Source organism: Pseudanabaena sp. FACHB-2040, from assembly GCF_014696715.1.
Taxonomy (GTDB): Bacteria; Cyanobacteriota; Cyanobacteriia; order Phormidesmidales; family Phormidesmidaceae; genus JACVSF01.
Map to the genome: position 1 here is coordinate 25921 of NZ_JACJQO010000013.1, position 22293 is coordinate 48213.

General features: G+C 53.0%; 21 protein-coding genes. 6 read left to right on the forward strand and 15 right to left on the reverse strand.

All coding sequences use genetic code 11. The features are described from left to right. The first annotated feature begins 112 nt into the window (after positions 1-112). Entirely contained in the window at positions 113-967 is an 855-nt protein-coding gene (locus H6G13_RS15865; RefSeq protein ID WP_242028358.1) for a M48 family metallopeptidase, read from the forward strand. On the opposite strand, the gene H6G13_RS15870 is transcribed toward H6G13_RS15865, so the two are convergent. From H6G13_RS15870 to H6G13_RS15880, 3 genes are all read right to left on the reverse strand, one after another. After that, the gene (locus H6G13_RS15870) at positions 954-1826 is read right to left on the reverse strand and encodes a pantothenate kinase (RefSeq protein ID WP_190484463.1); all 873 of its coding nucleotides are present in this window, start codon (positions 1824-1826) and stop codon (positions 954-956) included. The two genes, H6G13_RS15865 and H6G13_RS15870, sit on opposite strands and share 14 nt — an antisense overlap. A gap of 473 nt (positions 1827-2299) precedes the next feature. After that, positions 2300-3727 carry a phospholipase D-like domain-containing protein gene (locus tag H6G13_RS15875; protein WP_347277492.1) on the reverse strand — a complete coding sequence of 476 codons (1428 nt, stop codon included), beginning with the start codon at positions 3725-3727 and terminating at the stop codon, positions 2300-2302. A 66-nt stretch (positions 3728-3793) separates the two neighbouring features. Then, positions 3794-4102, reverse strand: a complete 309-nt coding sequence (locus H6G13_RS15880; RefSeq protein WP_277882521.1) for a hypothetical protein — start codon at positions 4100-4102, stop codon at positions 3794-3796. Positions 4103-4536: 434 nt separating this feature from the next. On the opposite strand from H6G13_RS15880, the gene H6G13_RS15885 reads away from it, so the two are divergent. Beyond that, entirely contained in the window at positions 4537-5781 is a 1245-nt protein-coding gene (locus H6G13_RS15885; RefSeq protein WP_190484466.1) for a SpoIID/LytB domain-containing protein, read from the forward strand. A 9-nt stretch (positions 5782-5790) separates the two neighbouring features. On the opposite strand, the gene H6G13_RS15890 is transcribed toward H6G13_RS15885, so the two are convergent. The 6 genes from H6G13_RS15890 to H6G13_RS15915 all read right to left on the reverse strand — a co-directional run bounded on the left by H6G13_RS15890 (position 5791) and on the right by H6G13_RS15915 (position 9261). Further along, complete coding sequence (locus H6G13_RS15890) at positions 5791-6243, reverse strand: hypothetical protein (protein ID WP_190484468.1); 453 nt, start codon at positions 6241-6243, stop codon at positions 5791-5793. 114 nt (positions 6244-6357) lie between these two features. Next, on the reverse strand, positions 6358-6540 hold the full coding sequence (locus H6G13_RS15895) for a hypothetical protein (protein ID WP_190484471.1): 183 nt from the start codon (positions 6538-6540) through the stop codon (positions 6358-6360). Between the two features lie 304 nt (positions 6541-6844). Further along, positions 6845-7297, reverse strand: a complete 453-nt coding sequence (locus H6G13_RS15900; protein ID WP_190484474.1) for a surface-adhesin E family protein — start codon at positions 7295-7297, stop codon at positions 6845-6847. Between the two features lie 6 nt (positions 7298-7303). Next, the gene (locus H6G13_RS28325; protein WP_199305943.1) at positions 7304-8020 is read right to left on the reverse strand and encodes a hypothetical protein; all 717 of its coding nucleotides are present in this window, start codon (positions 8018-8020) and stop codon (positions 7304-7306) included. A 370-nt stretch (positions 8021-8390) separates the two neighbouring features. Beyond that, positions 8391-8528 (reverse strand): hypothetical protein, encoded by a 138-nt coding sequence (locus H6G13_RS15910; protein ID WP_190484957.1) that lies wholly within the window; start codon positions 8526-8528, stop codon positions 8391-8393. Further along, a complete protein-coding gene (locus H6G13_RS15915; protein WP_190484475.1) occupies positions 8521-9261 on the reverse strand; it encodes a hypothetical protein in 741 nt (246 codons plus the stop codon). The genes H6G13_RS15910 and H6G13_RS15915 overlap by 8 nt, the downstream gene beginning before the upstream one ends. A 571-nt stretch (positions 9262-9832) precedes the next feature. Between H6G13_RS15915 and H6G13_RS15920 the strand changes: the two genes are divergently transcribed. Together H6G13_RS15920 and H6G13_RS15925 are read left to right on the forward strand one after the other, a co-directional pair. Then, on the forward strand, positions 9833-10969 hold the full coding sequence (locus H6G13_RS15920; RefSeq protein ID WP_190484477.1) for a sensor histidine kinase: 1137 nt from the start codon (positions 9833-9835) through the stop codon (positions 10967-10969). Beyond that, positions 10966-11643 (forward strand): response regulator transcription factor, encoded by a 678-nt coding sequence (locus H6G13_RS15925; protein WP_190484479.1) that lies wholly within the window; start codon positions 10966-10968, stop codon positions 11641-11643. The genes H6G13_RS15920 and H6G13_RS15925 overlap by 4 nt, the downstream gene beginning before the upstream one ends. A 196-nt stretch (positions 11644-11839) precedes the next feature. Here the strand turns inward: H6G13_RS15925 and H6G13_RS15930 are convergent, their stop codons facing one another. Continuing rightward, positions 11840-12481 (reverse strand): Uma2 family endonuclease, encoded by a 642-nt coding sequence (locus tag H6G13_RS15930; RefSeq protein WP_190484481.1) that lies wholly within the window; start codon positions 12479-12481, stop codon positions 11840-11842. Positions 12482-12698: 217 nt separating this feature from the next. Between H6G13_RS15930 and clpB the strand changes: the two genes are divergently transcribed. Both clpB and H6G13_RS15940 read left to right on the forward strand, forming a co-directional pair. Next, positions 12699-15314 (forward strand): ATP-dependent chaperone ClpB, encoded by a 2616-nt coding sequence (gene clpB / locus H6G13_RS15935; protein WP_190484482.1) that lies wholly within the window; start codon positions 12699-12701, stop codon positions 15312-15314. A 446-nt stretch (positions 15315-15760) separates the two neighbouring features. Then, entirely contained in the window at positions 15761-16351 is a 591-nt protein-coding gene (locus H6G13_RS15940; protein WP_190484484.1) for a late competence development ComFB family protein, read from the forward strand. 63 nt (positions 16352-16414) lie between these two features. Here H6G13_RS15940 and H6G13_RS15945 read toward each other — a convergent pair whose 3' ends face one another. From H6G13_RS15945 to H6G13_RS15965, 5 genes are all read right to left on the reverse strand, one after another. After that, entirely contained in the window at positions 16415-17626 is a 1212-nt protein-coding gene (locus H6G13_RS15945; RefSeq protein WP_190484485.1) for a tetratricopeptide repeat protein, read from the reverse strand. Positions 17627-17629: 3 nt separating this feature from the next. Continuing rightward, a complete protein-coding gene (gene argH / locus H6G13_RS15950) occupies positions 17630-19024 on the reverse strand; it encodes an argininosuccinate lyase (protein WP_190484487.1) in 1395 nt (464 codons plus the stop codon). 102 nt (positions 19025-19126) lie between these two features. Then, positions 19127-19444: a hypothetical protein gene (locus tag H6G13_RS15955; protein ID WP_190484959.1), complete on the reverse strand. Its 318-nt coding sequence runs from the start codon at positions 19442-19444 to the stop codon at positions 19127-19129. 87 nt (positions 19445-19531) lie between these two features. After that, entirely contained in the window at positions 19532-20983 is a 1452-nt protein-coding gene (locus tag H6G13_RS15960; protein WP_190484489.1) for a PP2C family protein-serine/threonine phosphatase, read from the reverse strand. A gap of 497 nt (positions 20984-21480) precedes the next feature. Further along, positions 21481-22290, reverse strand: a complete 810-nt coding sequence (locus H6G13_RS15965) for a cobalt-precorrin-6A reductase (RefSeq protein ID WP_190484491.1) — start codon at positions 22288-22290, stop codon at positions 21481-21483. Positions 22291-22293: the final 3 nt, after the last annotated feature.

Consider the following 22293-nt stretch of genomic DNA (forward strand, 5'->3'; position numbering starts at 1 on the left):
TAGATGATTTTAGAGGATTTGTGAGCTGATAAGTCAGCACCAGCTATCATCCCTCTTGCATCTCTAAACATTCTTTTGCCTGCTCTTTCGTCCTTCCTCACCGCACGGTCCCATGATGTTATCTCATCTCACAAACTCTATCCAGAAATATCAACGCCGCTGGCTATACGGCCTGATGTCTCTGCTGATGGCTGTCAGCATTAGTCTAGCCACGCCTACACCTTCTCATGCGGGCATTCTAGACCTGATTTTTAACGGGGTTCAGTACATTCAGCTGTCCAATCTCTCTGACCAAAATGAAGTCACTCTGGGCCGCCAAATCGACCAGCAGATTAAGCGCCAGGGTGTACGCGTTTACAATCGCAATCCAGCCATTGTGGATTACGTCAACCAGATTGGTCAGCGGTTAGCGACGACTAGCGATCGCCCTAATCTGCCTTATACAGTCCAAGTGCTAGAAGATAACAGTGTCAACGCCTCGGCCACGATGGGCGGATTCCTCTACGTCAATACTGGCCTAATCAGAACTGCTGCCAACGAAGCTGAGTTGGCGGGCGTCATGGCTCACGAAATTGGGCATATCACGGGTCGCCACGCCGTTAATCAGATGCGGGAACGTGCGATCGCAAGTGGCATTGCCGGAGCCATAGGCGTCAACCGCGACAGGCTGGTCAATATCGGTGTGCAGCTGGCGCTGCAGATGCCTAACCAACGGGCAGATGAGTATGATGCAGATCGTCGAGGCTTTGCCAACATGGGTCGGGCCGGGTACGACCAGTCTGGCTTTGTCACCTTCATGCAAAGGCTCAACAACCAGAGCGGCCGACCCCCCGAATTCTTCAGCACTCACCCCGATCCCAGCAACCGGGTGACCAGTCTGCAAAACCTGCTCAATGCCGAAAGAAACCCAGCCGCTACTGCCGGGCTCGATGCTAATGCTTACAAAGCTCGCATCAGTGGTCTGTAGAACTGCGGCAGGCTGCTAGGCCTAGAAACATAAGATTTGGGTCAAAGCCTATCTGCTCAGCGATCGCAGGGGTAGTCTGCCTGAGGGCGCTGAGCAGGCGGGAGGCATTGCCCCCCGTAAGCACGGCCTTACCTGCTGGAAATTGCTGCCACCAATCTGCTAGGTAGTCTCGCATACCCGCTAGCTGCGTATAGAGAATGCCGCTCTGAATGGCTTCTGCTGTGCTGGCTGCCCAACGCTGGGGCAGTGTGTCTTGCGCCCACTCAATCTGAGGCAAGGCATCAGTGCCCTTAGACAAAGCTTGCGCCTGCAGGGAGAGCCCCGGCAAGATCGCGCCCCCTACAAAGCAGTGATCAGTGCCTGCTGTGAAGGTCAAGGCAGTGCCTGCATCAATCACCAGCATCGGCCAGCCATAAATTAACCCTGCCCCCAGCAACGACAAAGCTCGGTCAACACCTAAAGCCGGGTAAAGATTTTGCAGCGGAACCTGCTCCAAGCGAACGACCTGTAGAGCAGGATATGTTTGCCATAGAGAGATCTGCTCTCTAACAACCGAAGCCGCCCATAGAGGTAGCGGTTTTGCCGCAACCGGTATCTCAACCTCAATCGTAGGAGCTAAACCCTGCCAACCTGCCGCCTGTAGCCCCTGAGCCTGCAGATTTCTCACCTGGTCAGCATTCAGGTGGGCGGTATGCCAGGAGCAGATTAGCTGCCGCCCTTTAAAGCAAGCCCAGTGAAGGCGAGAGTTGCCCGCTACCAAAGCCAGCCAGCGATCGCATTCTTCAGAGGCCACCTCGCTTTTTTGTTGCACCCCAGCAGGCTGAGAACCTTCGCGCCTTTTAGAAGTGAAATCCGCCATAACGTTCGTTTGTCTTAAACAACAAGAGGGTAGCCGCCCTGGCTACCCTCTGTCCTAAAGTTGACAATTCAAAAGACAACGAGCAATGGTTCTAGCGAATTTCGACCCAATTAAAGAAGCTAATCAAGTGAATCAAAAAGCGTAGCTACCAAATCAATCAGTACATTTCAGTACGTTAAGGGACTACACCCGCACAACCGATGCCTATATCGACATTTAGAATTGGAAATGACTCTAACTAGAGCTTTCTCAAAGATTGGTCGTGTTAGGGCAAATTTAGATTTGTTGCGAAACTATCACCAGCCTCTCGTCTACCGCGGGTTTGAGTTAGGCTTGTATGTTTATTCAGTTGTCCTTTGATATTTCTAAAGTATCATAGCCCCCTGGGATCGGGGAGGGGCCTTTACTGAAGTTTACGCAGCTTGATGCAAGTTGGCTTTGTAAACAAAGTTCCGGCAGACGAATAGTGCTCACTACAGCCCGCAGGCGCGACGACGTTTGTTAAGGCTGGCCTGTAACAGGGGGGTCATACCCAAGTCAGCAGTGCTGTAGAGCCGATCAAATTCTCGGCGAAAATGGGCCGCTACGGTGGGGTTGCGAATGACCAGCAGGTTCTCGTCGTTGGTGTCGTTAGCGGCCTTACTCCAGTTTTGCGAGCCGATGATGACGGTCATGTCGTCAATCAGAGCAAATTTGTGGTGCAGCTTGTCGCCTTCAGCTAGGTGGGGAATGCCCGCCGACAGGATGGGCTTTGTCCAAGGCTGATTGTTAGCCTCGTAACCACACTTCTGGTTCGGCATACGGACTCCCAGCATATCTAGACCTTCGCTGTAATCCCTGTAGGCAAATCCAGGATCGATTAGGGTGCTGACTTGGACACCCCGCCCGGCAGCTTGAGCCAGCGTATTGCTCAGGGCCTGCTCTGAGAACACAAATAGCGCTAGATCAGCTTTTCTCTGGGCCTGCTGCAGCGTTTTGGCGATCAGGCCGTTGACGCTTTGGGCCCAGGTTTGGGGTTTGGGGGTGGGTGAAAACTGCAGCTGTAGAGTTGTTCCTGGTAGAGAGAGCGATCGCACTGCCCGATAGGTTTTCTGTTTACCAAAGCGGCTATCTTTACGTTTTGCTGCGCCATCGCCCCACATTTCCTGGAACTCCTCGGCATAGAGACTTGCCAGCGCCGGACTGTTGATTACCAGCAGCGCGTTATGATTGCCTCGGCTTTCAGGGGAGGCAAAATCTCCGTGAATGTCGCTAATCGACCAGTTTGTAGACCCCGTTAGAACGATGCGGCTGTCTATGACTGCAAACTTGTGGTGCATCAAGCCACTGCCTCTAGAGCCGTCTGCTGTGTCATCGATCAGCGGTATCTGAGCCTGATGCAGAATATAGAGGGCGTCGCGCTGACGGCGCTCTGCCTCACTCAAATTGCCGTCCCGGTTTTGATCGACTAGCGAAATGAACTCACTATATTTGCCCTGACGGTACTCATCTAGCTCGCCTACTTGAGAAGGGCTCAGCCCTGTCCAAGGGCGACTGTAGGTGTTCTCTAGGATGAGGCGTACCTGCACCCCGGCTTGGGCGCGATCGCACAAAACTTGGGCAACTCCCGGCAAGTTTAGCTCATGAACAGCTACGTCGATAGAAGATTGAGCCTGATTGAGAGTGTCGATGATCACCTGCTCTAGGTTGTCCCCGTAGCGGGTGACTTTGCGGTAAGGCTCGGTGTAAACGCTGGCCTGGCTTTGGTTAAAGTAAGCTTGCAGGTAAGGATCTTGGGGCAGAGGAACCTGACTGGGCGTGAGCGCTGAACTGGAGTGCCAGCCGTTGAGGGCCAAAAACAGAAGGAGCCCTAGGCCAAAAAAAATGCCCCACTTGAACCCACGAATTTTGGATAGATGCACTAGGAAAAACAGAAAGCAGCCACTTTCTAGTCATCCCTGGGTTGAAAAGTTGTTAACAGATTGGCGCTAGTCAATTCGCTCTAGCTGCCAAAGAATCTGATTGCCCTCCCGCCGCACTCGGGAGACAGTCCAGTTGCGCCAGGCCCAGTACTCTCCTCGACTGGTCACTGCACTGGCGTTAACGTCCATAAGATCTGCTAGCTCAGAGCTAGTGATCAGATATCCTTGCTTGGCAATTTCATCGGCGATCTGCAGCGTTTCTAGTGCGTTTCGCAGATTGGCAACACGCACCTCACGCGGCAGCGATTCTAAACTATCGGGAGATGTGGGGACACCTGAATCGGTCATGACGACTTTTGGGTTAACTTCGGCCATATCTTAGGAAAATCCTATCATTTACGCTATTAATTAGCTTGAAAACCCGTCAAGACTTATCACAAGAATTTTCATCGGGTGAACTTTATGTTTTCTTGACAACCATTTCTGTGTACGCTTCAACACAAATTGTTCAGGATTTTGTCAGGAATTAGTGATCTTTGAAGACGATCATGCCTACAGGGGCCATTAGCAATAAAAACATTCCTCCTATGTCTTCATAGGCATGCTGTTTCTCATAACAGCAAAATCATTCTCTTCACTTTGGCAGAAAAATATTCTTGGAATCCTCATTCCCCCGTACAATTTCTGAAAATTCCCGATCTTAGTAGCCAAATCCTGCCCAAATTGGGCTGACTGAGTTTAAATGGGACGAGGAATAGGCAGGGACTGCCCTCTAAAACTCTTGCAATCTGTGGTGTCTTGTTAAAAGCATGGTAAAACCCCTTCAGCAGTTGAAGCCTCCCCAACTCAAGCAGGTGCGTCTGCAGCCCACCAAATTGCGGCAGATTTCCGTGGAGGCGCTACGCATTCCTCTCAGCAAACTGCAGCTGGGCGACGGCAAATCTATTCTCTCTCTGCCCTACCTCATAGCTGCCAGCGGCCTGGTTTTTGCCACGGTGCTAGCGGCTCAGTTTGCAGCCTCTCCCCTGGCACGAGCCAGCAAAGCTGCCGCCTTTCAAGACTCTCTTTGGCAGGCTAATGGCGTAGTGCGCCAGTCGATCGTGGGCCTTTATCGGGCTGAGCGTGTGCTGCTGCCCCTACCTACAGGCGCAACTCCTCCTCAGGCCGCTGCTAACCCAGCAGCCCCTGGAGCAGCCGTTCCCCCAAGCGCTGCTAGTGCCTCAGCTCCAGCAGCAGCGGCTCGGCCAGCAGCGGCGGCAACGCCAATAGCGGCAGCAGCGGCTCCGCCAGTTCCGGCTCCCCAGGCAGCGGTCAACCCAGGCTCAACTATTGATACCAATCTGGAGATGCGGGTTGCGATCGCACGTAACGCCAGCAGCCTCAGTGTCGGGGTTTCCACGGCAGGCTACCTGATGGATCTCAATGGCCAAAACTACTGCAACATTCCGGCTCAGACCAGCTACGTAGCCCGACCCACCGGACAGGGCATTGACTTTGGCAACTGCCAGTTAGGAACAGCAGTCTGGCTAGAATCTGCAGAAGGCGGCTACATCTACATTAACGACACCTGGTTCAAGGGTCGGGTGTTGCTGCTCAACGATGGAGGCAACCTACTGGCGGTCAACTATGTGCTGATGCATGACTACCTGAGCAGCGTCGTCGGCACCGAAATGTTTGTTAACTGGCCCATTGAAGCACTCAAAGCGCAAGCCATTGCCGCCCGCTCCTATGCCTTGACTCACCACGTTCGCCCCGCTAGTCGCCACTTTGACCTCGACAATACCGAGCGGTTTCAGGCATACAAGGGCATCGCCAAGGAGACCAACACAACCCAAATCGCGGTTGCTGAAACCTCAGGCGAGTTCATCAGCTACAACGGCGGCATTGTGGAGTCTCTTTATGCTGCCTCTGACCAAATTGTACAGGAGGCCCACGGCGGTCAGGGCATGAGCCAAACAGGAGCCATGCAGTTGGCTTCCCAAGGCTACAACTACACTCAGATTTTGGCTAACTACTACCCAGGGACAGGGCTGTCTCGCTTGGTGATTGAGTAGCGTGTACGCTTAGTCCGTCACCAGCTTGGCTTCGCTCACCTGACCTGACGAGTCAAGCTTGAGTACCAGCCATTCAGAGTCCATGCTGATGAAGCTGCGCTCAGGCCCTAAGTGATAGACCAAATCGTATTCCGGAAAGTAGCCGATTTCTGATTCGGGCTCTCCCAAAAGTACTTTTACGTCAGCCTGTTTCTGGCCTGTAAGCAGCCCTTGTGCCAGCAGGTCATCAACCATGCAGCTCCGCACATGGCGAGGAGCGGAGATGAGCGTTGTCTCTTGCCAGGCTTCAGCGTTGAATTGGGTGTAGCCGCGACAGCGCTGCCACTCGCTCCAGCCGTCTTGGGCTAGCAGTGCGCCAAAAGCTAAAAAGGGGAAACTTACGGCAAGACCGGCTCCCAAGGTAGTGAAGATGAGAATGCGCTTGAGAAGGTTGGTACGGGGTTTTTGGGAAGGGCTTTGCATCGAAGGGACGTAAGTCTAGCAGGAGTAGCGATCAGGGTATACAGTAGGCGCGCATCCTTTTCCTGATTAACATGAGGGAAATTAGCCTGCTGGAGAATATAGGAAAGCTCGGTCTTAGGTTGAGCGCTGTCTGATTAGGGCAAGGGCTGCTGCTCTAATGCGACGGCTCACTAGCTTTTCTGCTCCCAGAGCAATCAAAAAACCACCGCCTAGGCAAGCCACCTTAGACAACAGGCCACTCTCGGTTAAAAATCCCAAACCAGCGGCGAAAATGCCCAAGCTAATATACGCAAGCATGAGCCAGGTTGGCTGTAGTTTGAGATCTCTCAATAAGAGCTCGTCGTGTTTATTTAGCATCTAAACAACCGATCTAGCGCGAAGGCTGCACCCTGAATTATGGAGGCTGGTTTTGCTTGGACGAGGTGCGATCGCAACCCCCCTTAAAGCTGCTGGGAGAATGGTGCGATCGCAAAAACCTACTCAATCAGTAGCGGACGGACGAGAGCCACTTATGAGGTTGCAAAAGTTGTCTACCGCCGCTGCATTTTGCCGTTAGGCAGCATGAGCCAAGGTTCTCTCGATTTTGGCTGTACCCGTAGGGTCATCGTTGGGGTGCAGTTGGTGTTGCCTGGGCCTGTTCACAGACAAAGCGCAAGACGGCTGCTGCGCTACTGCCTGCTTGAGGTTGCGTCAACTGACCCGCATCCCCATAGTTAATGCGCTGAATCACTTGCCGCTCCTGGCCATGAACAATAATTTGCCGGAGCCGAGAAACACCGCCAGCACAATCAACAGAGCGATACAGGAGGGCACTATACACCGGTTGCTCCAGCTCAACCCCGATAAAGGCATTGTTTGGTTCAGGAAAATCGCGATGCTCCCAATACCAAACAATGCCATCTCTAAGTTCAATGGAGTTACGCTCTACCATGAAACGATCGCCCACAGCATTGCGCGTTACCTCGACCCAGTTTGCTTGAGTAGATTGAGCCAGCGCACCAGAAGCACTGACAACAGGAATGATCGCCGCCAAACTAACAAGCAAATTTTTCATAAGCTACTAGGGATTAGGTTGAGATTGACTATCAGGGGCATCTTCAGAAGTGTCTGTGCGATACTGCTCAACATTTTGAATGGCCTGCTGGGCATAGGAATTGTTGGGACGTTCGTCTAATGCCCGCTGAAAATAGAGCAGCGCGGTTTCATAATCGCGTTGCTCTGTTGCCTCATATCCTGCCTCCATATAGCGATCAAACTCTACTGACTGAGGCGGTTGTTGTGTCGCAGGCGGAGAGGATCGAGGCGCTGCCGCCGCTGCTGCTGTTCCTTGCTGCTGCCCATAGGCATTCACGACCTGCTGAACGTAGTCTGCAATCTCAGAACTGTTGTACTGAGACGGGTCACCCCGCATCCACCAGGCAGCAGATCGACGCACCGCTAGCATTTCATCGTTACCGCTAGCGTCATACTCATCTTGCAGCACATCCCGCATCACGCAGGTCACAACCGAACGGGCAGCGTCTGGGCTCGCCTCAAACTCAGTCGGCGAAAGCTCTCGACCGATACATGACCTTGACCAGCGGGGGATATTTCCTGGCATAATCTGCCAGTCACTATAAAGTCCATCATCTGCACGTCCCGTTTGAGGCGCTGCTTGACGAAGCGCCTCGACCAGTGCTGCAACTTGACGGTCTGAAACTTGTGCCTGGGCTGGTAGCGCTCCGACTGCCAGGATAACGCCAAGGCTGACGATTAGTTTGTCAATGGGTACTCGCATGACTATCATCCATCCCAAACTAGCTCTCAAATCGGATCTTACATTTATTATTTGAGGCCTGCCACTTATCGTTTGTTAGTTGTTTTTTATACAGGAATAGGCATGCTCCCTTCAGTTTAGCTACGGTAGAGTAGGCATTGTCCTGGCAAGACTTCCTCACAAATGTCATCGGACTTTCCAATGCCCACCTTCCTGGAAACCGGTGGGCAAGCGGATCTTCTGCGATTCGCACAGGTGTTTTAAGGGGCGTGTCCAGCCTTCACAACTGGCTTGGGCTGGTTTTGGCTGGGCGGGGTGCGATCGCACCCCGCTTCAGAGTTTCTGGGGGAGGGTGCGATCGCAAAGACCTACTCAATCAGCAGGTGCTTGATCAAAACCCCATCCACTGGCTATCCTTGCCGCTAGGGATGGGGTCGCTCCAGTCGTCGGGGTCGGCGTAGCGGAGGGTATGCAGATGCTTGATGGTGCGATCGAGCACTTCCAAACTGCCGTAGAGCACGTTAGTCACCTTCTCGCGCCTCGGTTTGCGTTTGGTTGATTGGGCGTTGCCAAACCTGCTGCTGTTCAGGCGTGAGAATCTGGTCGATCGTGTCCCAATGAGCGAGGACTGATTGACCTAAAAGCCCTTCTGCAAACCGCTCAGTAATGAGAGCAGGCAGCATAGCAACCGCCATAAATCGGGCAAAAGTTCCGGTGGGATTCGACTGGAATTCCTGATTCAGGTCGGCTTGCAGTTTGGCATCGGCAGCCTGCATTTGCACTTCTTGCTGGGGAGTTAGGGGAACGCCCGCATCTCTGAATCGCTGCTTTGTAGCCTCCCACTGTTGTGCATGTTCAGCTGGATCGGGCGCATTAAAAGTGACCTGAGAAGTCTCAGATGATTGTGCCTGACTACCGCCCTGCCAAATGCGCTCCTCCCAAATCTGACGCTGCTCCGGAGTCAAAGCATCGAGAACACTGTTTCGGTAGGCTTGCACAGGAGTTCCTAACCGCTCATCCAGTTCCGTCGCTCTTACCATATCTTCTCTCTGTGCTTCAGGCAAAGAAGATATAGCAAGCAGTTGTGCAATCGTCATCAGCGGATTGTTCTGAAAAACTTGGCGCATCTCGACTGTAAATTGACGGTGTGCCTGTCGAATAATAGTTTCCTGCTGCGGTGTGAGAGTAATGCCAGCATCAGCGTACCGTTGCTTTGCTTCTTGCCACTGCTGCGCTTCTTCCGCTGGGACCAATTCATCCATTTTGAACTCCTCTTTGCTGCTAGTCGAAATCAAGGATTGCTGCATATCACTAAAGGTTTTAACCGCTGCAAACCCTACACTTCCCAGACTTGATAGAACGAGCGTGCCTGCTAAAATTGCCATCAACTTGTTAAGCTTCATTGTTTCTCCTTCAGTCACTTAGCTTGTTCCTTTCAGAACTTCTCAAACTTACAAACCGACAGGGATAAACACATGAGTCGTAAGCCCTGATTTCGTCTTGGGACTTTAGACCTACATGCCGTAAAAACAGGACTTCAGCCCCAGGCATTGGCAATTTGACTTGTGATACAAGAAGAATGTCGTTGCACGAAACTGTATGAGTTGGCTAAAACTGCAGCCTCACCCGTTTCGACTGCTACTGGTTTTAGAACGGATCTTGCTAGGCCTATCTGCTTTCAAGCTGTTTGGGTTTCCTGGCTGGGGACGACCCGTAATTTGGAGCGATGGCAGATGGTTTAGCTCAATCGCCGCAAACCCCCAGGAAATGCTGGCGTTCGCAGCACTTTTAGCAGCCTTTGGCATTCTGGGCTTGCGGCTTCCGACGACACCTATGGCAAAGTGGGTGTACCTGCTGGTCCAGTTCATTCTGTTGGGAACAATCGCCCACTTACAAGGTTGGGGACTCGATGCCCTGTCGCCCTTACTGATTGTGGTGTTGCTCCGCAGCAGCGTTATGTATGAACGGCGAGAACGATGGACGATCGCTGGATTAGTGTGGCTGATCTATCCAATCACCCTTGCCCCATTCCTGATTCTCTGGGGAGTTTTGCGCTTTGTCGCGATTAAAGATTGGAATACAAATATTCCGGGAATGGTCACTCAACCCGATGGTAGCGTCCAACTTAATCTCAGTTTTAATTCTGAACAGGTGCAGCAGGCCTCTGTCTTTTTGCAAAACTCGATTCTTTATTTGCTGTCAGATGCCCTGCTTTCATTCGGATTGATTCTAATTTTTGTACTGCTGGTGGTGAGTTCTTTAGTGAGTGAGCGTCAGGGACGGCGCAAGCTTGCCCTAGCACATGAGCAGCTTTATCAGTATTCTTTGCAAATTGAAGATCAGGCAACGCTACAAGAACGCACCCGCATCGCCCGCGAAATTCACGACTCGTTAGGGCATCTGCTCACCGCACAAAGCGTCGTTCTAGAAAATATTGCCCTCTCGCTTAAAAGCAATTCTCAAGAAGCTCAAGCCTTTCTAGAAGATAGTAAACGCCTTGGTGCAGAGGCCCGGCGGGAGCTGCGGCAAGCAATCTTGATGCTGCGCTCAGACCCACTACAAGGGAAGTTATTTGAAGAGGCAGTTGACCATCTCATTGCCGAGTTCAGCTACATTAGCGGGATTCAGCCTACAGTACAAATTCGTTTGCCAATACACATTCCCGATCGCTATCAAGTTTCCGCATATCGCATTTTAGAAGAGGCGCTGACCAACATTCAGAAGCACAGCGAAGCAACTCGGGTTGATATTAAACTGGAAATTCAGTCAGCTGCAGATACAGCAACTCCAATCTTGTATCTAAAAATTGCTGATAATGGAAAAGGATTTAATCTACAGCAAAATAAAACAGGCTTTGGCTTACAGGGAATGCGAGAACGCGCCGAAAGTTTAGGGGGAGAAATTAGATTTATCACTCAACCAGGGTGCTGTATTACAGTCTTGTTGCCGCTGCTGGGGGCAAAACAATGATTCGTCTACTGCTGGCTGAAGATAAAACGATTATTCGACAGGGCTTACGACGGTTGTTAGAGTCTTATGCAGATTTAAAAGTCGTGGGAGAAGCCGAAAATGGTCAGCAAGCAGTAGAGCAGGCAGCAATTCTTCAACCAGATCTAGTATTAATGGATGTGCGGATGCCTGTGATGGATGGGATGGCAGCAACGCAACTGATTTGCGATCGCTTTCCCCAGGTAAAAGTCCTTATTCTGACCACCTTTGATGACGAACAATATATCGAAAAAGTCATGGATGTTGGGGCGAGCGGCTATCTGTTGAAGGACACGCCTTCAGAAGAACTTGCCGATGCAATTCGCTCTGCCCACAGGGGATACACCCAGCTTGGCCCCGGATTGTTCAAAAAGGTGTTTTCGCAGCGTTCTGTTGCATCCAAAAATTCTGCTGACAGTCGTCGGCTTGAACTGGCAAATCTAACCCCTAGAGAACGCGAGGTGTTGAGCTTGATTGCTACAGGAGCCAGTAATCGAGAGATTGCCGAAATCCTTTGCATTGCCGAAAAGACGGTCAAAAATCACGTTTCCAGTATTTTGAGTCGGCTAAACTTGCGCGATCGCACTCAAGCCGCCGTCTTTACCCACTCCTTACCTCACACCAAACTGTCTGAAAACCTTAAAGCTGATGAATAACGCTACAAACCCGCGTAAGCGCCAGTCGCTCAACAACTCGCTTGCACAGAACCCTGTCAAGGCTGCTGGTCGGACTTGGGAGACCACTAGTAACCAGTGAGGCGGAAGTTATGCCTGTGCAGGCAACAGATTTGGCGGCAAGAAATTTTGGCAACTTCTCAAGTTATCTACAGAGAGTTGCCAGTCAGCCTATTGCTCAAGCACTAAACTGCTGCATGAGCCAACTGCCAACCTGGGTTTGGTCGGCTTCTTGGCTCTGCTTGAGGGCCTGCTCCAGCGTTATCATTTGCAGGCCTACAATGAGCTGAGATTCGCGAATGCGGTAGCTGCCCTGGTTTGCCACAGTAAACGCCGTGATCTTCCCTCTTTCCACATCCACAATCCAGTATTCACCCACACCCAGGTCTTCGTAGAGAAGGCGTTTTGCGCCTTGATCATCTAGCAAAGAGGACTTAGCAATTTCGATTACCACGTCCGGGGCAGGATACTTGTTTAGGTCAACAATATTGGTGCCGCGAGGAATCGCCAGCGCTTTTGTACCGACGTAGTAGGAAATATCCGGCTGGCATTCCTGAATCCCCACTTTGCGATAAGAGCAGTTGTCCTTTGCCGTCACAGCAATGCCTTTAAGGGTTGCATAAAGACTCACAGCGAAGAGCATCAAAGCATGGTCGCTGGAGTGATCAGACCCAACAGGCAGCATCTCAAGCCTCATAAACCCTTGGTAGTAGTACCCTTTTGCTCGATTAAGTTCGGGGTCTTTGACAGCCTTAACATAGGCATCCCAAGAAGCCGCAATCCAGGCATCGGTTTTGAGAGGTGTTTCAACCGGATTCAAGCTGTGTCCTCCCCGGTGGCATGTCTTTATTATCGAGCAGGGATTTAAAGACTGTCTGGCTTCAGACTCATCCGCTTAGATCCTCAGGTTCTAAAGCCTGCGGGCGGCAACCCGTTCGGGAATAAGGGTGAACACCGATCCCTACCTTGAGGATGACCTCCGTACAATGCAAAAAGATGTAGTCAGTATGGATAACACCTAAGGGGGAGAGAGCTTCATGCAACCAACCCAAAATCAATTTACAGAAAAGGCTTGGAGTGCGATCGCACAGACCCAAGACATTGCCAAGCAGGCCAAGCAGCAGCAGCTTGAGAGCGAGCATCTCATGGTAGCGCTGCTAGATCAAGAGGGGCTGGCGGCGAGCATCTTCACCAAGCTAGAAGTTAGCCTGGATCTGCTGAGGGAGCGCACTGAAGCTTTTATTAAAGGGCAGCCCCAAGTTTCGGGCGGCAGTTCTTCGCTATATATGGGCCGCTCCTTCGATACGCTCACCGATCGGGCCGAGGCTTATCGTAAAGAGTATGGCGACGACTTTATCTCCATCGAGCACCTGATCCTGGCCTACGCTAAAGACGAGCGCTTCGGCAAAACGCTGTTTCAGGATCTAGGCATTACTGAAGCAAAGATCAGACAGGTGATTCAACAAATTCGCGGAAACCAGAAAGTGACAGACCAGAACCCCGAGGGCAAATACGAAGCCCTGGAAAAATATGGGCGCGACCTCACTCAGTTTGCTCGCGAAGGCAGGCTTGACCCAGTAATTGGCCGGGACGATGAAATTCGCCGCACCATTCAGATTCTCTCGCGCCGCACCAAGAACAACCCGGTGCTGATTGGTGAACCCGGCGTTGGTAAAACAGCGATTGCCGAAGGACTGGCCCAGCGGATCGTTAAAGGCGATGTGCCCGAATCGTTGCAAGAGCGCAAGCTAATTGCCCTAGACATGGGCGCACTGATTGCTGGGGCTAAGTATCGGGGCGAGTTTGAGGAGCGGCTCAAGGCTGTGCTCAAAGAAGTCACCGAGTCCCAAGGGCTGATCATTCTGTTTATCGACGAGATTCACACAGTCGTCGGCGCTGGGGCTACCCAGGGTGCGATGGATGCGGGCAACCTGCTCAAACCCATGCTGGCGCGGGGAGAACTGCGCTGTATTGGAGCCACCACCCTAGATGAGTACCGCAAGTACATTGAGAAAGATGCGGCCCTAGAGCGACGCTTCCAGCAGGTTTACATCGACCAGCCCAGCGTCGAAGACACCATTTCTATTCTGCGGGGCCTCAAAGATCGCTACGAAACTCACCATAACGTCAAAATTTCTGACGGTGCGCTGGTAGCAGCAGCGACCTTATCGACTCGCTATATTAGCGATCGCTTCTTGCCCGACAAGGCCATTGACCTGGTAGACGAAGCCGCCGCCAAGCTGAAGATGGAGGTGACTTCTAAACCAGAAGAGCTCGACGAAGTTGATCGCAAAATTCTCCAGATAGAGATGGAGCGGCTGTCGCTGCAAAAGGAAAGCGATCTGGCCTCTAAAGAACGACTCAACCGGCTAGACCGAGAGCTGGCCGATTTGAAAGAAGAACAGGCCAGCCTCAACGCCCTCTGGCAGTCTGAGAAAGACATCTTAGAGCAGCGTAAGGCAGTCAAGAGCGAAATTGACCGAGTTGAGGTCGAAGTTCAGCAGGCAGAACGGGCCTACGACCTCAATAAGGCTGCCGAGCTAAAGTATGGCACCCTGACTGAGCTACAGCACCAGCTAGAGGCGGCTGAGGCCAAAATGGCTGAGCTGCAAACCTCAGGCCGGTCACTAACGCGAGAAGAGGTGACTGAGTCTGACATTGCTGAGATCATCTCTAAGTGGACCGGCATTCCGGTGAGCAAGCTGGTGCAGTCAGAAATGCAGAAGCTGCTGCTGCTGGAAGACGAGCTGCACCGCCGAGTAATCGGCCAGGATGAAGCGGTCACGGCAGTTGCCGACGCTATTCAGCGCTCACGTGCTGGACTAGCAGACCCCAACCGACCCACCGCTAGCTTTATTTTCTTAGGGCCTACCGGCATTGGTAAGACCGAGCTAGCTAAAGCGCTGGCAGCCTTTCTCTTCGATACCGAAGAGGCAATGGTGCGCATCGATATGTCTGAGTACATGGAGAAGCACTCGGTTTCGCGTCTAATCGGGGCTCCTCCAGGCTACGTCGGCTACGACGAGGGCGGTCAGCTAACTGAAGCAATTCGTCGTCGGCCCTATGCGGTGATTCTCTTCGACGAGATCGAAAAGGCTCACCCTGATGTGTTCAACATCATGCTGCAAATCTTGGATGATGGCCGAGTTACGGATGCCCAAGGGCATACGGTGGACTTCAAAAACTCCATCATCATCATGACTAGCAACATCGGATCGCAGTACATCCTAGATGTCTCTGGGGACGATGAGCAGTATGACGAAATGCGATCGCGCGTGCTCGAAGCGCTGCGAGCCAGCTTCCGGCCTGAGTTTCTCAACCGGGTAGATGAAATGATCATCTTCCACACGCTGAAGAAGAGCGAACTGCGCGAGATCGTCAAGCTCCAGGTAATTCGCCTAGAGCGGCGGCTAGCCGATCGCAAGATGGCGGTGCGGCTGAGTGAAGCGGCCCTCGATTTCTTAGCAGAGGTGGGCTACGACCCTGTGTATGGTGCCCGTCCCCTCAAGCGAGCGATTCAGCGAGAGCTAGAAACCCAGATGGCCAAGGCTATTCTTCGAGGTGACTTTGGTGAGGGCGATACGGTTTTCGTAGACGTGGAAAACGAGCGCTTGGCCTTTAAGCGACTGCCTGCGGAGCTAGTGACCCTCTAGGTCAGGCTGCCGTGACATTCTAAGCGATCGACTTTGGGCAGTGGGGCTAAATCTCACTGCCCGAAGCTGCTTTAGGGAGGATTGCGGTTCGCAACAAGCCCCACTACCATTGCGTCAAAAAGCTTGCCAGAACTAGCATTGGTCAAATAGCGCCCTGCTGATTGGAGTTTGCTCAAGGCTAGCGTTCAGCATTGAAATTGCTGAAGGAATCATCAGGGCAATTTCTATTAAAAGTTGTGTAGTGCTGGGCAAAAAACAGCTACCCTACCCTCTTTTTACTGACATACTGGAATATTAGTCAGCTGTAAAAAGCACTTACTCAGGGTCATCGTAAAGTTTATCAGATTCATCGGAAGTTTCATTGAAGTGTTCCCAGCAAGCATCCAAGACTTCACTTGAAAATTCACTTGAAATCAATGCTTGTCCTTTTCTGATTGAGGGTGGTTATGAGTAGTGTTCCTGAATTTCAAAAGCGGGCGTATATCAACGTCATGGAATGGTTGGTTGCAGAGGAGGTAGAGCGACAGCTACACCGGCTCCCCCCTCGCCTGCAAAAGTATGTCAAACGGCTAGAGGTAGAAACTTACGCCCTCAACCGTTTGCCGGCGCTGTATGCTTCTAGCGAAAAAGGCTGGCAGCATCAGTGTGAAAAGGCTAGGCACGAGATGGGCAGTCAGATCAAAGGCGCGGTTCAACAGGCTTTGGCAGCTGTGCAGGTTGACCCGTTACGGCTATCTCAGCCTTTAAAGGTCGGCAATGATGAAGAAGCCAAGGCCGCCCTGCAGGTGTTGCGCGAAATGCTGCAGCAGCCAGAGCTGACCTGGGAGGGCATTGTCAACCGCCTAAAACAAATGCTGTCCAAAGATTTGCCCAAAAAAGCGCCCGAACCGCCACCCAAGGCCAAGCCCCCTTTGCCCGGTCAGGGCCACGCTCATCACTGGAGGCCCGGCACCTACGGGGCCGAGATCTCCTGGAAACCCAAGCCGCTACCCTCCGGGCAGCAGTTTGACTGGAACGATCCTCGCTACCAGAAGTAGCCCCGCAGGCCACCTAGCAGGTGGCCCTAGGAAGTGAACAAGTCAAATCAGCAGAGCTCGGTATCAGGCGATGCCGAGCTTTTTGATGCCTGTCCGCAGGGCCTGAGCCGCTTGCGGATCTGACTGTTCGTATAGCCGCAGCGCCATACTAAACGCTTGCAGGCACTCAGGCAGCTTGCCCAGCTTAAACAGGGCCACCCCCAAATTCTGGTAAGCCTCGGGGTAGTTGGGCTGCAGCTCAATCGCTCGACGGTAGGCTGCGATCGCAGGATCAAGGTAGCCCTGGGCTCGGTGGGCAACGCCTAAATTGAAATGAGCGATCGCACAGTCTGGGTCTATTGCGATCGCCTGCTCAAACTGGGCAATGGCTTCGGGCAACTGCCCCTGCTGCTTGAGGAGACTCCCCAGATTAATAGCAGCCCCTAGCTTGAGCTTTGGCAGCAGTGGCTGAGCCAGCGCGGTGTGATAGTCCTGTTTGGCCTGATCGAACTGCTGCAGTTGGCGATGGGCCAAGCCTCGGTGATAGTAGAGTTCGTAGCGAGTCAGTGGGTCGCTATGAGCAGCCGTTAGCCCCCTTTCTAGCAGCGGCAGCGCCTTAGCCCACTCACCCTCTTGGCCGTAGAGAGCACCGAGTTTATTGCAGATATAGGCATCTTCGGGGTGATCGGCTAGGTAGGCGGCCATTATCGTTCTGGCCCGCTCAAACTTATTCTGGCGGGCGATCGCATCGGCCTGGTAGCCCTGGTGGTGCAGTGCGATCGCATCTAGCGTCGCCACTCGCCAGCTAGGTTCTTGCGCCTGCAGAGCCACAACGCTGTCGTCCACAGTTTCGTGGTAGGGGCGGGTAAAGCGCAGTTCGGGGCGGTTGCGAAAAAAGCGAGAAACCAGCGTGTAAGGAGATTGTTGCGCACCCACCTCCAACCGCAGCAGGTTCACTAGCAGCAGGTGCTCAGCCGCGATTTCTCCCACACCCTGCCCCTGATCAATGCCCTTGAGCACTGGAACGATGTCTGGCTGCAGAGTTTCATCGGCATCTAGCACCAAGATCCAGTCGCCCGTTGCCTGTTCCAGCGCAGCATTTCTAGCCGCTGCAAAGTCTTGATTCCAAGCAAAGGTGTGAACTTCAGCTCCCTGAGCCTGGGCGATCGCTACAGTTTGATCGGTCGATCCAGTGTCGAGCACAATGATCTGATTGATCAAATCTTTAGCGCTAGCTAGGCAGGCAGGCAAACGCTCGGCCTCATCTCTAACGATCATGCAGAGGCTAATAGTCATGAGTTACTGCTCATCTAGGAGATTACGAGCGACCTGCAGAGCCCGCTGCACCTGTTCAAAACCAGTCCCACCAAAGCTATTGCGGGCCGCCACCACCTGCCGAGGGGCAATCGCCTCGTAGATATCCTCTTCAAAGGCGGGGTGGATCTCCTGCCATTCCTCTAAGGTCAGCTCACGCAGCAGCTTGCCCGCCGCTAAAGATGTTTTGACCACTTTGCCGACTAGGTTATACGCCTCCCGGAAGGGAACGCCCTTGGCTGCCAGGTAGTCGGCCACGTCGGTGGCGTTAGAAAAGTCTTCGTTGACCGCCTGGATTAGCCGATTCGGCCGGAAATTAATGCCTTCCTGCAGCAAAATCGTCATTGCCTCCAGGCAGCCCTTCACCGTTTTAACGCTGTCGAAGAGAGCTTCTTTATCTTCCTGCAGGTCTTTGTTGTAGGCCAACGGCAGCCCTTTCATGATGACCAGCAGCGCCTGGAGATGGCCAAAAACCCGCCCAGCCTTACCTCGCACCAACTCCGGCACATCAGGGTTTTTCTTTTGGGGCATGATGCTAGAGCCAGTGGAGCAGCTGTCGTTGAGGGTGACAAAGCCAAACTCCTCCGAGGCCCAGAGAATGATTTCCTCCGACAGCCGCGACAGATGCACCATAATCAGGCTGGCGGCACAGGCAAACTCAATAGCAAAGTCGCGATCGCTCACCCCATCCAAGCTGTTGCTATAGACGCGCTCAAAGCCCAGCAGATCAGCGCTGTAGTGCCGATCAATGGGAAAAGTCGTACCGGCTAGCGCCCCACAGCCCAAAGGTGAAATGTTGACCCGACGGCTGACATCGCTCAGCCTTTCCCAGTCGCGCTGGCTCATCTCGACGTAGGCCAGCAGGTGGTGGGCCAGGCTGAGGGGTTGGGCTCGCTGCAGGTGGGTATAGCCAGGAATGAGGGTTTCTACATGGGCTTCTGCCAGGGTCAGCAGGGCCCTTTGAAAGGCTTTGAGCTGCTGCTGAATAGCCTCGATTTGAGCTCGCAGGTAGAGCCGAGTATCGGTGCCAACCTGGTCATTGCGGGAGCGAGCCGTGTGCAGCTTTTTGCCCACATCGCCGACCAGCTGGGTCAGCCGTCGCTCCACAGCGAAGTGGACATCTTCATCTTCAATGCCCGGCTGAAACTGGCCCTGACGATACTCCTGGCGAATCTGCTCTAGGCCGTTGACTAACTGCTCGCCCTCCTCGGGGCTAATGATGCCGCTCTTGGCCAACATTTTGGCATGGGCCTGGGAGCCGGTCAGGTCGTACTCAATCAGCTCAATGTCAAACCCGATGCTGGCATTGAAGATTGCGATCGCAGGATGCAGAGCAGTCTCAAACCGCTGGCTCCAGGTTTGAGTAGGTGACGTTTCCAACGGTTTTCTCCAGTGTTCAAAAAGCAGTTGAGCAGAAAATAGCTCCCAGCCTGTCACAGCAGACAAAGGCGACAGTGAGATCCTGGGAGCAGTTCAAATGGCTTAGTAAGTTGTCATGCCTCGAATCAGGTAGCCCAATACCACGCCAATCACCAACGCCCAAACCTGACCAGACTGAATAAAGGTATTCCAGGCATTCCCCATATCTCCCAGAACATCTTGATCAAACTGCTGGGCCAAAACCATCGCCTGGGCCTGTTCTCCGTTAGAAAGCAGGGTAGATACGGGCGAAAAGGCCGAGGAGGGAGCCCAGGAGAACCCCGACTCAGGCTCAGCAGTCCAGGGCAACATGATGCTATCTAGGCCATCGTCCCAACTATTGAAGGACTGAGCAGCCAAATCCCTTACAGCAAAATCCATAGTGCCACAGCCTTTGCAAAGATTTCACCCCAAAACTATACACCAGCCCTTGACGACTGGTAGATAATTCGCTACTCCCCAGAAAAATTAGCTCGCCAGATGCAGCTGCATCTCTGGCTTAACCCGCATAACGACCAAAGTCATGTCGTCGTCGTTGCGGCTCTCTTCGCCAATAAACCGCTGCAGCAGGTCAAAGAGGTACTGCAAAATGGCGTCTGCTGAGTTGCAGTTGCGGCAGGCCCACTGCAGCGCCTTGATCAGATTGTCCTCGTCAAAGCGCTCACCTTTGCGGTTAGCTGCTTCAGTAAAGCCATCGGTATAAAATACAACGGTGTCTCCCGGCTGCAGCTGCACCTGGGCCTCACGGTACTGGGTGTTCATATCTAGTCCCAGCAACATGCCAACCGTATCTAGCCGCGTGATGGTGTTGGTAGACGCCTGCCAGAGAAAAGGTGGATTGTGGGCCGCATTACCATAGGAGAGAATGCGGCTCCTAGGGTCATACTCCGCATAAAACAGAGTCACGAACCGGTTAGAGTTTTCCAGATCCGTGTGCATGACGTAGTTGAGATGTTCCAAAATGCTGGCAGGCGAATGGCCGTTTAGCACCTCAGCCCGCAACATGCCCCGCAGCATCGTCATAATCAGGCCAGCTGGCACCCCTTTGCCCATGACATCCCCAATGGCAAGGCTCCAAGCAGACAAGGACGACTGTTGCGCGTCGGGGTAGCGGAGCTGATCATAAGTGGTCGGAATAAAGTCGTAATAGTCACCGCCGACTTTGTTCGCCGTTAGGCAGCGAGCCGACAAATCCATGCCTTCGATAATGGGGCATTGCCGAGGCAACAACTGCAGCTGAATTTCTGCCCCAATCTCTAGCTCACGATCAAGCCGCTCTTTTTTGCGGAGGGCAACGGTCAGCTCATCATTTTCAATAGCAACTGAGGTTTGGTCGGCCACCAGCCGCACCAGCTTTTGCCGGGTCTCGGTCCAGGTATAGTCTGGGTCGTGGCTAAAGACATACAGCCGCCCCCGCTCAACGTTGCGAACGATGATGGCGGTGCCAAAGATTTGAAAGTCTTCGCCCAGGTAACGGTTGACCTGGTGGTCTAGCGCCATCATCGCGTTTCGCCCCAGGGAGAGTGAGGCATTCCCCGCAGGTTGAGCAAAGCTGGCAGTCACCTGACGAGTAGCTGCCTCTAATGCCGAGCGAACGTCTTGGCAGTGATCGTCGCTTTGGCAGTGCAGTCGCTCCAGCCGTACCTGACCATCGGCTCGAAACAGCACCAGCGCCCCACCAGTGGCATCAGTTACCCGGCTGGCAATCATCGGGATCAGCTCAAGAAACTGGTTGAGGTTGTTTAAGCTCCGCAGAGCAAAGCCCAGGGAACTAAGCAAGTCCTGAATTTTGTACTGTTCTCGCTGCAGCCTTGCCACTAACTCCTTGAGGGCAAACACCGGAGTTGACTCTGGCAAAGTATTACTGCCAGTGCTGTCGAAGGATTGTGAAGACCCTGGTGGTAGGGGAACAGCGGTCATAAAGTTAGGATTCCAGAGGACTCAAGCAGGGCTCGACTGAATTATGAGTAGCTTGTAACCGATTTAGCCTTTCTAGAAGCTATTAAGACGCTTTTAGAAGCACCAATTTTGGAGACTAAGCATAACACTCCCTACGCTTTTGGATCACCTTCAACAAAAATTAAAAAATTAATGAAGGAGGCTCCTCACTTTTCAGCAAGTTTCGGGCTAATTCTAGTTAGGAGGGCGCACGGTAACAAGCCTCTTGGGAGTAACCTATCTCTGGCCCAAGGAAGATATCAACAGCTGCCGTTGAACGACCTTTGGTTCACGCTCAACTCACGCTTGCGAAGGAAACAGCTTAAAGGAAGAACCAATAGAGAAACATTGGCTTGCTGAAATTTCTCCCCATTTTTTCTAAAAAAGCAGCTTTTAACCAGAAAACTCCACCACCACGTTTCCACTCAAGGCTTTCTTGCCCCAGTGGGCGGGGAAGCCGGGAGCGACTTGCGGTTATTTTAGCGGATTTGTTCTGAAGCAAGAGGGGCAATTACACCCAGTTGACGGCAAAATTCTAGCGCGATCGCAAGTGACTGGGTCTGCTGAGGGTAGCTGATTGGGGGCCGCTGCAAAACCACCAGCGGCACACCGAGGCTTTGAGCAACCTGGCGCTTGATCGCTTCTCCGCCCGCTGCACCTGAGGCTTTGGTCACCACACAGGTAATTTGCCACTGCTGCCACAGCGCCCGTTCCAGAGCTTCGCTGACCGGCGGACGCAGAGCTATCAGGCGATCGGGGGTAAAACCCGCCGCCAGTGCCCCATTGAGCGCAGGCACAGAGGGCAAAATTCGGGCGAACAGCGTTGATCGGGTTTGCCACGCTTGAAAGGCGGGTAGCCAGCGGTAGCCCAGAGTCAGCAGCACCCGCTGCCCCTCTAAGTAAGCGCTGTTCAACAGAGAGTCTAGGCTGTCAAAGGCGACCTCAGGGGCGGCAGCCGCTGCCTGCAGCTCACTGCGCTCAAAGCGGAGATAGGGCAGCTGCAGGGTTTGGGCGGTTGCGATCGCAAGCCCCGAAATCTCCACTGCAAACGGATGGGACGCATCTAAAATTGCTGCAACATTTTCCTGCTGTAGAAAAGCTGGCAGGGTCGCTGCCGTCAGCTGGCCTACCCAAACTCGCAAGGTCGCCGCCACCGGGTAGAGCCCGCGGGCTGACGGGGTCGTTACCGTTACCGTGCAGGGAAGGTGCAGCGCCACCAAAGATCGGGCCAGTTCAGCACTTTCCCCAGTGCCACCAATCAACCAAACCCGAGGAGCAGATTCGCCCACCCC

Excerpts from the sequence above, each read along its gene's own strand:
- H6G13_RS15870 (WP_190484463.1), bottom strand. The coding sequence starts at position 1,826 with ATGGCGGATTTCACTTCTAAAAGGCGCGAAGGTTCTCAGCCTGCTGGG.
- H6G13_RS15865 (WP_242028358.1), top strand. The coding sequence starts at position 113 with ATGATGTTATCTCATCTCACAAACTCTATCCAGAAATATCAACGCCGC.
- H6G13_RS15895 (WP_190484471.1), bottom strand. The coding sequence starts at position 6,540 with ATGCTTGCGTATATTAGCTTGGGCATTTTCGCCGCTGGTTTGGGATTT.
- H6G13_RS15900 (WP_190484474.1), bottom strand. The coding sequence starts at position 7,297 with ATGAAAAATTTGCTTGTTAGTTTGGCGGCGATCATTCCTGTTGTCAGT.
- H6G13_RS15955 (WP_190484959.1), bottom strand. The coding sequence starts at position 19,444 with ATGGATTTTGCTGTAAGGGATTTGGCTGCTCAGTCCTTCAATAGTTGG.
- H6G13_RS15920 (WP_190484477.1), top strand. The coding sequence starts at position 9,833 with ATGGCAAAGTGGGTGTACCTGCTGGTCCAGTTCATTCTGTTGGGAACA.
- H6G13_RS15880 (WP_277882521.1), bottom strand. The coding sequence starts at position 4,102 with ATGGCCGAAGTTAACCCAAAAGTCGTCATGACCGATTCAGGTGTCCCC.
- H6G13_RS28325 (WP_199305943.1), bottom strand. The coding sequence starts at position 8,020 with ATGCGAGTACCCATTGACAAACTAATCGTCAGCCTTGGCGTTATCCTG.
- H6G13_RS15960 (WP_190484489.1), bottom strand. The coding sequence starts at position 20,983 with ATGACCGCTGTTCCCCTACCACCAGGGTCTTCACAATCCTTCGACAGC.
- H6G13_RS15915 (WP_190484475.1), bottom strand. The coding sequence starts at position 9,261 with ATGGATGAATTGGTCCCAGCGGAAGAAGCGCAGCAGTGGCAAGAAGCA.
- H6G13_RS15925 (WP_190484479.1), top strand. The coding sequence starts at position 10,966 with ATGATTCGTCTACTGCTGGCTGAAGATAAAACGATTATTCGACAGGGC.
- H6G13_RS15940 (WP_190484484.1), top strand. The coding sequence starts at position 15,761 with ATGAGTAGTGTTCCTGAATTTCAAAAGCGGGCGTATATCAACGTCATG.
- clpB (WP_190484482.1), top strand. The coding sequence starts at position 12,699 with ATGCAACCAACCCAAAATCAATTTACAGAAAAGGCTTGGAGTGCGATC.
- H6G13_RS15945 (WP_190484485.1), bottom strand. The coding sequence starts at position 17,626 with ATGACTATTAGCCTCTGCATGATCGTTAGAGATGAGGCCGAGCGTTTG.
- H6G13_RS15890 (WP_190484468.1), bottom strand. The coding sequence starts at position 6,243 with ATGCAAAGCCCTTCCCAAAAACCCCGTACCAACCTTCTCAAGCGCATT.
- H6G13_RS15885 (WP_190484466.1), top strand. The coding sequence starts at position 4,537 with ATGGTAAAACCCCTTCAGCAGTTGAAGCCTCCCCAACTCAAGCAGGTG.